Origin of the sequence: Haloarchaeobius marinus, assembly GCF_051207415.1 — an archaeon.
Taxonomy (GTDB): Archaea; Halobacteriota; Halobacteria; order Halobacteriales; family Natrialbaceae; genus Haloarchaeobius.
The window spans coordinates 172521-185493 of sequence record NZ_JBPKGD010000003.1 but is presented as its reverse complement, the minus strand read 5'-3'; the positions used below and the strand labels follow the sequence as shown (position 1 = coordinate 185493).

Here is a 12973-nt window from a genome sequence, read left to right as displayed (position 1 = left end):
TCTGACGGCCCGTTCGGGGCGACTCTGTCTTCCGGTTACACTTTCACCTCGGATGGCTGGCGTTTATGTAGGTCGAGGTCAGTTGTTCAGGCGCACGTCACACGCGTGCTCCCCCAATCCCCTTTGGACGACGTCGCCGGGCCGCGCGGGCCCCGGCGGGCGTCGTTTTCCGACGTCACGCTGGAGCGGCGCGACCAGGTGGCGCGGTCGGGCCGCCGTTCGACCGGCGGCCCGTCGGTGCATTCGATGCAACAACGGTTAACCCGGCGGCGGCCCAACGCCGCGAACATGCTCGAACTCGACGACGTGTTGGAGGCCGAACCGCGCGTCAGGGAGACGTCGCGGCACACACCCCTCGAGTACTCACACACCTTCTCGGACATGACCGGTGCGACCGTCCACCTGAAACTGGAGAACTTCCAGCGGACGGGGTCGTTCAAGATTCGCGGAGCGACGAACCGAATCATGACGCTTTCGGACGAGGAAAAAGATGCGGGCGTGGTCACGGCCAGCGCGGGCAACCACGCCCAGGGCGTCGCGCTCGCGGCCACGCGCTCCGGCGTCGACTCGAAGATAGTGATGCCGGAGTACGCACCCATCTCGAAGATAAAGGCCACCCAGAGCTACGGTGCCGAGGTCGTCCTCTACGGCGCGGACTACGACGAGGCCGCCGAGAAGGCCCACGCCATCGAACGCGAGGAGGGCCGGACGTACGTCCACGCCTTCGACGACGAGAAGGTGATGGCCGGGCAGGGAACCATCGGCCTCGAGATACTGGAGGACCTCCCCGAGGTCGAGACGGTCGTCGTCCCCATCGGTGGCGGTGGCCTCATCTCCGGCATCGCCACGGCTATCAAGGCCAAGAGCCCGGAGACCCGCATCGTCGGCGTACAGGCCGAGGGCGCGTCGAGCGTCGCCCAGTCGCTCGACAAGGGCGAGCGCTTCGAACTCGACAGCGTCGACACCATCGCGGACGGCATCGCGGTACGCGGTCCGGGCTCTCTGACGTTCGAGGTCATCAAGGAACGCGTCGACGAGGTGGTCACCGTCTCGGACCCGGAGATAGCGATGGCGCTGACGTACGTCCTCGAACGGTCGAAGACCCTCGTCGAGGGGGCCGGCGCGGCGTCCCTCGCGGCGCTGCTGTTCAACAAGTTCGACTACGAGGCGGACGAGATAATCGTCCCGGCGATGTGTGGCGGGAACATCGACCTGAACATGCTGACGACGGTCATCATGCGCGGGCTGGTCGCCACGGGTCGCTACGTCAAGATACGGACCGTCCTCAGGGACCGTCCCGGGTCGCTGGAGGACCTCCTGCACATCATCTCCCAGAAGAAGGCGAACATCTACGCCATCCAGCACGACCGCACGTCGCGACAGATCGGCATGGCCGACACCGAGGTCGAGGTGGACCTCGAAACCCGGGGGCACGACCACGTCGACGAGTTGCTGGAGGCCATCCGGGACGCGGGCTACGAGGTCGAGGTCCTGGTCTGACCGGCGTAGCGCACGGTCAGGAACTGCCGCCCCCGGAACCACATCTCGTGGGTCGCCACCACGCTCGCATTGGCATCCAGCGCCGGTGGTCCACCCGGCGCGTCAGCGGGCCACACCCGGAACTGCTGGGCCATCGGCAGTTCGAACGCACCGACGGGCGTCACCAGGTAGAGGCCGGGGTCGCCCGGTGCCTCGGTCGTCAACTCGACCGCGCCGTCGTCCAGATTCCGAATCGACAGGACGGTCGAGAGGTTCCCGCCCGGCAGGGGGACGGCGATGTTGACGTAGCGCTCGCCGTCGGCGACGTGTGACCCGTACGCCGCGACGAACACGCCCTCGCCGGTGTCGGCGTCCGTGCGGACCCACATCCGGGCCCCGTCGCGCGGGTCGACGGCCGGGTCGATCCGTTCGAACTCGCTCTGCAGGTCGACCGCGCGCCCGTCGCCCGGTGCGGGCAGGTTCAACTGCTCGACGACGCTCGTCAGGTGACTCGCCAGCCACGCGCCCGTCCGGAACGGCCGGTGCCACTCGGCGGACAGCGTCAGCACGTACTCGCCGGTGCGCTCGTAGAAGTCGCGGACCGCCGGGTCCACCCGGTCGGGGTCGAACCCCGGCCCGGCGAACTCGGCGAGGTCGTCCATCTCGCCGACCGGCCGGTCACCCGTGCCCACGCCGGCCCTGGCGACCCAGCCGCCGCCGACGCGCCACCCGGCGGTCAGTGGACTCAGGGGGACGTCGGTCACGCGCGCGCTGCGGATGGCCCCGAGCACGTAGCCGAGTCCGGCCAGGGCGACGACTCCACCCGCGACTCGAACGAGGGACCGGCCGTCGTCCATGGACGGATACTCGGGCGGGCGAAGCAAATGGCGTCCGGTTCTCGACCGGCCGGGCCAGCGCCCCGTCGGCGAGTCGTGAGTATTTAAGACAGAGGCTCTCGTCGCCCCGACTATGAAGCGAACCATCAGCACCTCCGGCGCACCCGCCGCCGTCGGCGCGTACAGTCAGGCGACGACCAACGGTGACCTCGTGTTCACCGCCGGCCAGATTCCGATGACCCCCGACGGCGACCTGCTCGACGACGAGTCCATCACCGTCCAGACGCGCCAGGCCCTCGAGAACGTCAGCGCGATTCTCGACGAGGAGGGCTGTACCATGGAGGACGTCCTCAAGGTGTCCGTCTTCATGGACGACATCGACGACTTCGAGGAGATGAACGACGCCTACAGGGAGTACTTCATCGACAACCCGCCCGCCCGGTCGGCCGTCGAGGTGGCGAACCTCCCGAAGGGCGTCGGCGTCGAGATCGAGGCCATCGCGACGAGCGAGTGACCGAACGCAGGAAGTCGGCCCTGCTGTGGGGTGCAGTCGGCGTCTTCGCCTTCCTCGTCCTCCACCAGGGCTACGTCGTCCTCGGCAACGACGGCATCGGCCTGCTTCCGGCACTCGGCGTGGCCGTCGTCGTCGGTGCGGTGGTCGCCGTCGCGGCCTACGTCGGAGAGGCCAGGTTGCTCCGGCGGGGTCGGTAACTCCCCGACGAAACGCAGGCGTTAAATGCCAACCCCGTTTAGCGACGAGTGAGCCAGGATGGCCGAACGGTAAGGCGCACGCCTGGAAAGCGTGTTCCCTTTCGGGATTCTGGGTTCAAATCCCAGTCCTGGCGTCCGAGTTTTGGTTCGTCGACGCGAACGAGCACCAATCTGTCACTCCGTAGCCTCGCGGTTCTGCCGATACAGGGAGTACGGCCGTCCCCGATTTCGAACCCGAGTACTGGACGGCACTGCTAGCAGGAACAGGTACCGATAGACGCCTCCACATCGCGGGTGCACCCGACCCGAATCGTGTCCTTGCAGGAGAAATTCTTCCCGGTCAACGACCGTTATCTAAAACTATAAATAACGTTAGAATAATTGATATTTGCGGTACGGGGCCACAGTGGACTCCAGGAAATCGGCGCCATGGTTCGACTACCCAGATTTCTCATCCCCCCCACCCCGTACGTGGCCCCTCGACCTTTCGACCGCCAGCGGTTGCTGGGTCACGTCGTCGGGCGGCCCCGATTCGGAGACGACGAACCAGCCGGTACACCGGGACTCGCCCCCGGTATCGTTCATAGGTTCTGGACAGAATTGAACGTCCAGAACCGTTCGTAAACGGTGAAACGGTCTCAAATCCGGCCTCGCACTGACGCTGAACCACTTGAATCGAATGAACGTGAATACGGGTTTATGACCATCTCCGACACAGATGCTCCTGCAATGGCTTCAATGAAAGCACTCTCCGTGTTCGCCGCGGTGCTGCTCGTGGTCGGCGTGGCCGCCCCCGCGGCCGCGGCCGCCACGTCAACGTCGACCGATGCGCCGGCTCTGGACCTGGGTCCGAACGACAACGCGTCCGAGCAGGCCCAGACCAGCAGTGAGGAGGCGAGCAACGAGTTCGCCGAGAACCTGAACGACTACATCGAAGACGTGCAGAACGGCGACGTCTCGGAGCCCGGCCTGCAGATCGCCGACTGGGTCCACAACCACGTCCAGCCGGACCTGCCCGAGGAAGCCGGTACGGACGGCGAGACCGGTCAGCCGGACGACACCGCCCAGGGTCCGCCCGAGAACGCCGGTGACGCCGACGAGTAAGACCGTACTTCGATAACTGGACGCGACACCGTTCAGCCGTCGACCATCCACACGCCGTTCTTCGTTTTTTGCGACGACAGCGCCGCAACGGGTCGACCGAGTCACGTGACGTCGACGCCCGTGTCGTGGACCGGGTCGTCGATGCGCAACCGTCGCGAGGAGAGTGACGGGACCGCAGTGACGTGCCCGCCTCGAACGGTCACCCCTGTTCCACGACGACCCTGCCACGGTCGGTCATGTACGGGTGGCCGTAACCGCAGTACACCGTACACGCGAACCCGAAGGAACCGCTCGTCTCCACCGTGAAGCCGATGTCCGTGGGGACCGTCGCGTGATGCCAGAGGCGCGTCGGCGGTGCGAGCATCCCGGTGAACTCGCCGCCCCTCCACGGTCCGTGTGGCCCTGGCCCGTATGGGCCGCGGTCACCACCCCGATGACCGGGTCCGTGATGACCGTCCCACGGACCGTGACCGCCCGGCATCCGCCATCCATCGGGCGTTCGAACCAGGAAGTCGTCGTCGACGATGGCGAGACTGTGGTCGGGGTACGTCGCCTCCGCGGCCTCGTGGAGGTCTTCGAGATTCACGCCCTGCTGGACCGGGATGGAACGTCGGTTCCGGCGAGCACGTTCGTCCGGGCCGGGGATGCCCGCCCGAACTGGCCCCGGTAACTCGGCGATCGCACCGTCGGCTTCGACGTTGAACGCGGTGAGTCGCAGTTCGTCGCCCTGCGAGAGCGTCAGGTGGTCTCGCTCGGTGCCCGACTCGTCGAGCAGGAAGAACCCCCAGTGATACGAACCGACGAACGCCCGAACCGTGTTCGCTCGCTGTCTGTCGTCCGTCCGGGTGGCCGCTGCTACCGGCGCACTCCCCGCGAGGGCAGTGCCTCCGAGCAGGGTCAGCATCTCTCGGCGTGAAACCGGGGACATCGTTCTGCCCCTACTGTCTAGCGGTCCCTCTATTAGCGATTCTTGATTTCAACGCGACACGAAAGTAAAGAATCGCAAGGCTCCGGAGTCGGACCACAATCCGTCGAAACCCGTCACTGTCCGTCCGATTCGGTACCACCGCGACGGACGTCGGCGAGGACTGGACAGACACGACACGTAGTAGTTGGTCCCGCGCGTACCTGCGCGCATGTGCGGTCGCTACAGCCTGTTCGTCCCGCCGTCGACGCTCGAAGAGCAGTTCGGCGTCTCCGTCCCCCGGAGATACGAACCGCGGTACAACGCCGCGCCGGGCCAGGACCTGCCGGTCGTCCGCGGCGACGTGGCCGACGAACTGTCCTACGCCAACTGGGGACTGGTTCCGTCGTGGGTGGACGACCCGGAGGACGCCATCCGACCCATCAACGCCAGGGCGGAGACGGTGCGCGAGAAGCCGACGTTCCGGGCGGCGTTCGAGGCCGATTCCGGGGACGCCGGAGGCGTGGCGGCCGGTCGGTGTCTCGTTCCGGCCGACGGCTTCTACGAGTGGGCCGGAACGGACGCCGGGAAACAGCCGTACCGGGTGACGATGGTCGACGACGAACCGTTCGCGATGGCGGGGTTGTACGCGGTCTGGGAGGGGGTCGAACGCCAGGTTGGACTGGACGCCTTCGCCGGCGGGTCGGCCGACCCGGAGGCGACGCGACTCGTCACGTTCGCCGTGGTGACGACGGAACCGAACGACCTCGTCTCGGACCTGCACCACCGGATGGCGGTCCTGCTGGCACCCGACGAGTACGACACCTGGTTGCACGGCGACGCCGACGAGGCCGAACCGTTGCTCGACCCCTACCCGGCCGATGCGATGCGGGCGTATCCGGTGTCGACGGCGGTCAACGACCCGTCGAACGACTCGCCGATGGTGGTCGAACCGGTGGCGACGGACGGCTGACGCCGACCCCGGAAAAAAGGTATATAAATCGCGGTTCGAGACGGAGGGTCCGCCGGTCGCGGGCGTGTCATAGGTTGACACATGATGTCGGAGAACCCAGCCACTGCAGGCGGTTCTATGGCGGTCCGGTCTCGGCGACGTGGCGACCTGCCTGACCACCGACCACCAACCTTTATATAGAAGCACATTCATAGACTCGGATGACCATGAGTCAGCGAATGCAGCAAGGACAGCCGATGATCGTGATGTCGGAAGACTCCCAGCGCGTCAAGGACCGTGACGCGCAGGACTACAACATCCAGGCCGCGCGTGCGGTCGCCGAGGCCGTACGGTCCACACTCGGACCCAAAGGGATGGACAAGATGCTCGTCGACTCGATGGGCGACGTCACCATCACCAACGACGGCGTCACCATCCTGAAGGAGATGGACATCGACAACCCGACGGCCGAGATGATCATCGAGGTCGCCGAGACGCAGGAGGACGAGGCGGGCGACGGCACCACGACCGCCGTCGCGGTCGCTGGTGAACTCCTCAAGAACGCCGAGGACCTCCTCGAGCAGGACATCCACCCGACGGCCATCATCAAGGGCTTCCACCTCGCCAGCCGGCAGGCCCGCGATGAGATCGACGACGTCTCCGAGTCCATCGACACGGAGGACGAGGACCTGCTGCGCAAGGTCGCCGAGACCTCGATGACCGGCAAGGGTGCCGAACTCGACAAGGAGCACCTCTCCCAGATCATCGTCGACGCCATCCAGTCGGTCACCGTGGACGACCAGGTCGACATGGAGTACCTCAACATCGAGACCCAGACCGGCCAGGCGGTCTCCAACTCCGAACTCCTGAAGGGTGCGGTCATCGACAAGGACCCGGTCAACGACAACATGCCCAAGGAGGTCGACGAGGCCAAGATTCTCCTCCTGAACGAGGCCATCGAGGTCGAGGAGGCGAACGTCGACACCGAGGTCAACGTCACGGACCCGAGCCAGCTCCAGCAGTTCCTCGACCAGGAGGAGAAACAGCTCAAGGACAAGGTCCAGACCATCGTCGACTCCGGTGCCGACGTCGTCTTCTGTCAGAAGGGCATCGACGACCTCGCACAGCACTACCTCGCGAAGGAGGGCATCCTCGCTGTTCGCCGCGTCAAGAAGGCCGACGTGCGCTTCCTGCGCGAGATTCTCGGCGCGAACATCGTCTCCGACCTGGACGACTTCAGCGAGGAGGACCTCGGCTTCGGCGACGTCTCCCGCGACGACGAGGACGAACTGTTCTACGTCCGCGGTGCGGAGAACGCCCACGGCGTGACCCTGCTCCTGCGTGGTTCGACCGACCACGTCGTCGACGAACTGGAGCGTGGCGTCACCGACGCCCTGGACGTCGTCGCCCAGACCGTCTCCGACGGCCGCATCGTCTCCGGCGGAGGTGCCATCGAGGTCGAGGTCGCCAGCCGACTCCGCGACTTCGCCGACTCCGTCGAGGGTCGCGAGCAACTCGCCGTCGAGGCGTTCGCCGACTCGCTCGAACTCGTCCCCCGCGTCCTCGCCGAGAACGCCGGGCTGGACTCCATCGACACGCTGGTCGACCTGCGTGCCGCCCACGAAGGTGGCGACGAGCGCGCCGGCCTGAACGTCTTCAGCGGCGACGTGGAGGACACCTTCGAAGCGGGCATCGTCGAACCCGCCCACGCGAAGGAACAGGCGCTGACCTCCGCCACCGAGGCCGCGAACCTCGTCCTCAAGATCGACGACATCATCTCGGCCGGCGACCTGAGCACCGACAAGGGTGACGACGAGGGCGGCGCTCCGGCCGGCGGCATGGGCGGCATGGGCGGCATGGGCGGCGCGATGTAAAGTCGGGCACTGCCCGGTTTTCACAGGCCGCCAGGTTCCGTCTGACGCAGGCGACGTGAGACCGTCTCACCGTCGCCCGACTCCCAGCCGTCTCGAACGCCCGCGACCGGGTCGAAATCGAAACACGCTTTTTCACGGCACAGGCGACGTAGCTCCTGCTGTTCCGGTCTCGTTCGCCGTTCGGTACCGACGTCGTCGACGGTCGGTGACCGTGCGCGACCCGTTCGGGCGGCGCGAGGGCACGCCGCCGTCCAGACCGGCGGCGTTACCCGTCCAGGTCGAGTTCGAACTGCTCGTTCTCGCAGACGGGGTTCAGGACGACGCTCGTGTTCGACTCCTTGATGTCGGGGTCGGTGAGCAGGCGCTTGATCTGTTCGTTCATCCCGTCCGTGTCCCGGAACTTCCCGATGGCGATGACGTCGTAGTCCCCGGTGACCTCGTAGACCGACACCATCTGCTTCTCGGACCGGAGGCGCTCGGTGATGTCCGGGAGTGCGTTCCCCTCCACCTTCAACTGGAGGACGGCGGTGACGTCGTATCCGAGCAGGTCGTAGTCCACCTTCGGCGTGTACCCGCGGATGACGCCCTTCGACTCCAGGTCGGAGACGTGGTTCGAGACGGTGGTGACCGAGACGTCGAGTTGCTCCGCGAGACTGCGGAGGCTGGCGTCGCCGTTGTCCAGAAGTGCATTCACCAACTTCGCATCGAGATTTTCGTACGTCATTACGTCTACCGACTGCCTCCAGGCATTAGAATTTTACGAATATCCAATTCCCGTGCGGAAGGGGGAGATTTGCGTATAACAGCAGTGTTTTTGTACTGGGGATAGTTGGATTACTCGACCAGAAAGATGACAAGCGGAAACCTATCTGCGGAAGAAGAGGCCGTTTTGGAACAGATCGAGGAACAGAACGTAGACTTCCTGCGTCTCCAGTTCACCGACATCCTCGGCACCGTGAAGAACGTCTCCATCCCGGCGAGCCAGGCCGAGAAGGCGTTCACGGAGGGAATCTACTTCGACGGGTCGTCTATCGACGGCTTCGTCCGCATCCAGGAGTCGGACATGCGCCTCGAACCGGTCCCGTCGACGTTCGCCGTCCTCCCGTGGCGGAAGACGGACGACAGCGCGGCGGCACGGCTCATCTGCAACGTCTTCGACACGTCCACGGGTGAACCGTTCTCGGGCGACCCGCGTGGCGTCCTGAAGCGGGCCATCGAACGCGCGGACGAACTCGGCTACGACATCAACGCTGCACCCGAACCCGAGTTCTTCCTGTTCGAGGAGGACGAGGACGGACGGGCGACGACGAAGACCAACGACGCTGGTGGCTACTTCGACCTCGCACCGAAGGACCTCGCGAGCGACGTTCGCCGCGACATCATCTACGGGCTCGAATCCATGGGCTTCGACATCGAAGCCTCCCACCACGAGGTCGCGGAGGGCCAGCACGAGATCAACTTCACGTACGACGACGCGCTCTCGACGGCCGACAACGTCGCGACGTTCCGGTCCGTCGTCCGCGCCATCGCCGCCGAACACGACCTCCACGCGACGTTCATGCCCAAGCCCATCCCCCGCATCAACGGGTCGGGCATGCACACGCACATCTCGCTGTTCGAGGACGGCGAGAACGCCTTCCACGACGGCGACGACGAGTTCAACCTGAGCGAGACGGCGAAGCAGTTCACCGCCGGCGTCCTCGAGCACGCCCCCGCCATCACGGCGGTCGCCAACCCCACCGTGAACTCCTACAAGCGACTGGTCCCGGGCTACGAGGCCCCGGTGTACGTCGCCTGGTCGGACCGCAACCGCTCGGCGCTCATCCGCAAGCCGGCGGCCCGCGTCCCGGCGGCGTCGCGCATCGAACTGCGCTCGCCCGACCCGTCGTGTAACCCCTACCTCGCGCTCGCCGCGATGATACACGCGGGTCTCGACGGCATCGAGCGTGGACTCGAGTGCCCCGCACCGGTCCGCGAGAACATCTACGAGTTCGACGAGGCAAAGCGCGAGGAGTACGGCATCGACACCCTCCCGACGAACCTCGGCGAGGCGGTCGACGCCCTGGAGGAGGACGAGACCGTCCAGCACGCCCTGGGCGAGCACGTCCACGAGAAGTTCGTGGAGGCGAAGCGGGCCGAGTTCAAGGACTACCTCGTCGACGTCTCCGAGTGGGAACTCGACCGCTACCTCGAGACGTTCTGAGAGACCGCGACGCCTACAGGAGGCGACAGGCTCTCTCCTGACGAATAGTCGGGATAGCGTGGCTCACGATACCCGACCCGGCGTCGTTAGCCGCGTTCGTCGCCGTCGCCACGGTCGGCGCCGTCCTCTGCTACGTGCGCCACTCCTGGACGCGGTCGCGGAGACGTCCGGGGACGCCGAGGACGTTGAAGGTGATGCCGAAGAGGACGAACAGCACGTACAGTCCCAGCGTCGACAGCCAGATGATGACCATCGCGAGGACGACCCAGCCGTCGCCCTGGAGTCGGGGCGTGTACAGCAGGCCGAGGGTCATCACGGTGCCGTAGAGCAGCACCACGTACGGACCCCAGCCGCGGGCGTGGCCGCGTCGGAGTTTCCGACGGACGTACCGGCGCAGGTCGTCCCGGACCTCGTCGCGGTCGACGGTGCGTCGCTGCACGTCGTCCTCGAACTCCTCGAGTTCGTCCCGGAGGTCTGCGACGGACGCCTTGCTGGCGCGCTGGCCCTTCACCTCGTCTTCGAGTTCGGCCAGTCGCTCGTACAGCCGGTCTATCTCGGCCTCGCGGTCTGTCCCGTCGTCGTCGCCAGCGCCGCCGTTCCCGTCGCCATCGCCATCGCCGTCACCGTCGTCGGGGTCGGGGTCGCCACTGGCCGGCGCGTCGGCACCGTCGCCGGTGCTCGTCGGCGCGTCGTCGGGCCCGTCGGTGCCCCGCTCCTCGTCGGGTCGGCCGGGGTCGTCGCTCGTCTCGTCCTCAGACATCGTCGCTGTTCCCTGTCGCTTCGTCCTGTCGCAGGCCCGCACTTTGAAGGTGCCGGTCCACGTCGGCTTCCAGTTCCTCGACCGCCAGCATCCGACCGGACAGCGCCGCGTTCAGGGCCGCACCGACGAGCAGGACGAGCGCGCCGAGGTAGAGCCAGGTGACCAGCAAGAGCACGGCGCCGACCACGCCGTAGACGGAGTAGGTGGACGCGTAGCCGGTGTATATCGAGAAGAGGATGCTCAGCACCGTCCAGCTGACGGCCGCGAACACCGCGCCGGGCACCGCCTCGCGCAGGCCCATCTCGACCTCCGGGAGCAGGTAGTACAGCGGGAAGAAGACCAGCACGAGTGCGGCGAGGCTGACGAGACCACCCACGACGTTCTCGTAGGGCAGGTCGACAAGGTTCACCACGATGGCGACGGCCGCGGCCACGAGTCCACCGAAGCCGACTGCCGCGAGTGCGAGGCCGGCGTCGGTGAACTGTTCGGTGAGCGGTCGCTCCAGTCCCTTGCCGTACACCGCTGAGAACGACCGGTCAATGGCCCGGAACACCTTCAGGGCCGACCAGGTCAGGACGACCAGTCCGACGACCGTCGCGCTCCCCCGGCCGCGGCCGGCGGTCAGGGCGTCGCGGACCACCTCCTGGCTCGTCGGCGTGAGGATGTCGCCCAGTGAAGCCACGACCGCGTCGGCCAGTTCCTCGCCGCCGACCGCGGTCGCGACGGCGACCGCCAGCAACGCCAGGGGGATCAGCGAGACGAACGCGTAGTACGCGATGGCGGCCGCGAGGAAGGTCAACTGCTCGTCCCGGGCGATGGCGATGACGGTGACCACGATGGCCTTCAGTTGCTGGAGACGGGAGGGGTCTGACACACTGCTAGATACGACGACAGCACTCAAAAAGGTCGGTCGGGGTCGACGGACCTACGGCTCGGACGTCGCCGCCTCCATCTCGGGGATGGTCGCGTCCGTCTTGAACGTCGTCCCGCCGTAGTGCGCCCGCGACGCCTCGAACCCGGCGTCGCCGAGCGCGTCGAGGAACTCGTCCATCCCGCTCGCGCCGCGGCCCCAGAGCTTGCAGAGGCGGTGCTGGTCGTAGTGGGTCGGTTCGTCGAGTTCCGATTCGAGCGTGTCACAGAGGTCCCGTGCCGTCTCGGCGGTCCCCATCTCGTCGGTGACCCGTTCGCGGACGGCCGCCACGAACGACCGGTCCCGGTACGGGCCGAGCCACACGGGTCCGGCGGTGAGCACCCGGTTCCCGTCGCAGCGGGGGCACAGGTCCGGCGGGTGCGGAATCAGGCCCTGCTCTGCGTCACGGTAGAGGCAGTCCTCGCAGTGGTGGAGGAAGCCGAGTTCGTCGATGCTGGCGTTCGAGTCCGTCGCCCGGTGCGAGAGGTCGAGGTACGTCCGGACGTAGTGACTCGTCGCGTGGGTCAACAGCGGCGTCACGCCCACGTCGAACCGGGCCGCGCTCCGGGCCAGCGCCCCGAGCAGGATTCTGACGCCCATCTCGGCGTGGTAGTCGGTGTTCCGGGGCACCGCCGCGTACGAGCGCACGCCGGAGTCGAAGTGCGCGCCACACAGCGGCGCGGTGTCGGTCGCGGTCACGCAGACCAGGTCCCGCGCGTTGGCGAACGCGGCGTCGGCAAAGGGCATCGGCGTCCCGAACGGGTCGAGGTCGACCACGTCGAACACCTCGTCGTGCATGAGGGCGTTCACGTTCCGGTGGACGACCCTCGCGTCGAGGTCGTTGCGCGCCAGGTTCTCGCGGGCCAGTTCCACAGCCTCCTCGTCCACGTCACAGCAGGTCACGTCCCAGCCCTCGCTGGCGGCGCGGACGCCCCGGACGCCCGAGGCGGTCATCGCGTCGAGGTACGTCTCGGCACGGTCCTCGCGCTCGCGGTACGCCCGGAGGACCGCCACGGTCAGGTCGCGGTTGAACTCCTGGACCGGGTTGAAGAAGACGGAGTCGTGCGTGCGGTCGCCGTCCTGGTCGGGGACCGAGAGCGAGACGTTCCCCTCCGTCACGTCCATGTGCCTCGGTGGGCGGGCACGGGCGAAAAGGGATGCGATGTGGTCTCCCCGTCGCGCTCCTCGCAGACGTCCGGTCCGGGGTGCGAACGGGACGTGGACAGTCGACCCCGCGAAT

Annotated in this window: 13 protein-coding genes and 1 tRNA gene; 8 read left to right on the top strand and 6 right to left on the bottom strand. The window is 66.7% G+C overall.

What is annotated here, in order from left to right; translation table 11 throughout:
• Positions 1–288 precede the first annotated feature (288 nt).
• Positions 289–1500, top strand: coding sequence for a threonine ammonia-lyase (gene ilvA / locus ACSC1W_RS12895; protein WP_435347900.1), 1212 nt, complete (start codon positions 289–291; stop codon positions 1498–1500).
• On the opposite strand, the gene ACSC1W_RS12890 is transcribed toward ilvA, so the two are convergent.
• A complete protein-coding gene (locus ACSC1W_RS12890) occupies positions 1476–2336 on the bottom strand; it encodes a hypothetical protein (RefSeq protein ID WP_435347899.1) in 861 nt (286 codons plus the stop codon). The two genes, ilvA and ACSC1W_RS12890, sit on opposite strands and share 25 nt — an antisense overlap.
• A 112-nt stretch (positions 2337–2448) precedes the next feature.
• Here ACSC1W_RS12890 and ACSC1W_RS12885 point away from each other — a divergent pair, with 112 nt between their 5' ends.
• The 4 genes from ACSC1W_RS12885 (at position 2449) to ACSC1W_RS12870 (ending at position 4130) form a co-directional block, all read left to right on the top strand.
• Positions 2449–2829 (top strand): RidA family protein, encoded by a 381-nt coding sequence (locus ACSC1W_RS12885; protein WP_435347897.1) that lies wholly within the window; start codon positions 2449–2451, stop codon positions 2827–2829.
• Positions 2826–3026, top strand: a complete 201-nt coding sequence (locus ACSC1W_RS12880) for a DUF7981 family protein (protein WP_435347896.1) — start codon at positions 2826–2828, stop codon at positions 3024–3026. Before ACSC1W_RS12885 ends, ACSC1W_RS12880 begins: the two co-directional genes overlap by 4 nt.
• Positions 3027–3078: 52 nt before the next feature.
• A tRNA-Ser gene (locus tag ACSC1W_RS12875) sits at positions 3079–3160 on the top strand.
• 595 nt (positions 3161–3755) lie between these two features.
• Positions 3756–4130, top strand: coding sequence for a hypothetical protein (locus ACSC1W_RS12870; protein ID WP_435347895.1), 375 nt, complete (start codon positions 3756–3758; stop codon positions 4128–4130).
• Between the two features lie 199 nt (positions 4131–4329).
• Here ACSC1W_RS12870 and ACSC1W_RS12865 read toward each other — a convergent pair whose 3' ends face one another.
• Positions 4330–5058, bottom strand: a complete 729-nt coding sequence (locus ACSC1W_RS12865; RefSeq protein WP_435347894.1) for a cupredoxin domain-containing protein — start codon at positions 5056–5058, stop codon at positions 4330–4332.
• Positions 5059–5266: 208 nt separating this feature from the next.
• Between ACSC1W_RS12865 and ACSC1W_RS12860 the strand changes: the two genes are divergently transcribed.
• Together ACSC1W_RS12860 and thsB are read left to right on the top strand one after the other, a co-directional pair.
• Positions 5267–6007, top strand: a complete 741-nt coding sequence (locus tag ACSC1W_RS12860; RefSeq protein WP_435347893.1) for an SOS response-associated peptidase — start codon at positions 5267–5269, stop codon at positions 6005–6007.
• Positions 6008–6225: 218 nt separating this feature from the next.
• Positions 6226–7860: a thermosome subunit beta gene (gene thsB / locus ACSC1W_RS12855; RefSeq protein ID WP_435347891.1), complete on the top strand. Its 1635-nt coding sequence runs from the start codon at positions 6226–6228 to the stop codon at positions 7858–7860.
• Positions 7861–8125: 265 nt separating this feature from the next.
• Here the strand turns inward: thsB and lrp are convergent, their stop codons facing one another.
• Entirely contained in the window at positions 8126–8584 is a 459-nt protein-coding gene (gene lrp / locus ACSC1W_RS12850) for an HTH-type transcriptional regulator Lrp (RefSeq protein ID WP_435347889.1), read from the bottom strand.
• A gap of 126 nt (positions 8585–8710) precedes the next feature.
• On the opposite strand from lrp, the gene glnA reads away from it, so the two are divergent.
• Positions 8711–10063 (top strand): type I glutamate--ammonia ligase, encoded by a 1353-nt coding sequence (gene glnA, locus ACSC1W_RS12845; RefSeq protein ID WP_435347888.1) that lies wholly within the window; start codon positions 8711–8713, stop codon positions 10061–10063.
• A 130-nt stretch (positions 10064–10193) separates the two neighbouring features.
• Here the strand turns inward: glnA and ACSC1W_RS12840 are convergent, their stop codons facing one another.
• Genes ACSC1W_RS12840 through ACSC1W_RS12830 form a run of 3 tightly spaced genes read right to left on the bottom strand, consistent with a single transcriptional unit; the run spans position 10194 to position 12858 of the window.
• Positions 10194–10823 carry a ribonuclease BN gene (locus tag ACSC1W_RS12840; RefSeq protein ID WP_435347887.1) on the bottom strand — a complete coding sequence of 210 codons (630 nt, stop codon included), beginning with the start codon at positions 10821–10823 and terminating at the stop codon, positions 10194–10196.
• Positions 10816–11697, bottom strand: coding sequence for a YihY/virulence factor BrkB family protein (locus tag ACSC1W_RS12835; protein WP_435347886.1), 882 nt, complete (start codon positions 11695–11697; stop codon positions 10816–10818). Before ACSC1W_RS12835 ends, ACSC1W_RS12840 begins: the two co-directional genes overlap by 8 nt.
• A 51-nt stretch (positions 11698–11748) precedes the next feature.
• Positions 11749–12858, bottom strand: a complete 1110-nt coding sequence (locus tag ACSC1W_RS12830) for a tRNA (guanine(26)-N(2))-dimethyltransferase (protein ID WP_435347885.1) — start codon at positions 12856–12858, stop codon at positions 11749–11751.
• Between the last annotated feature and the right edge of the window lie 115 nt (positions 12859–12973).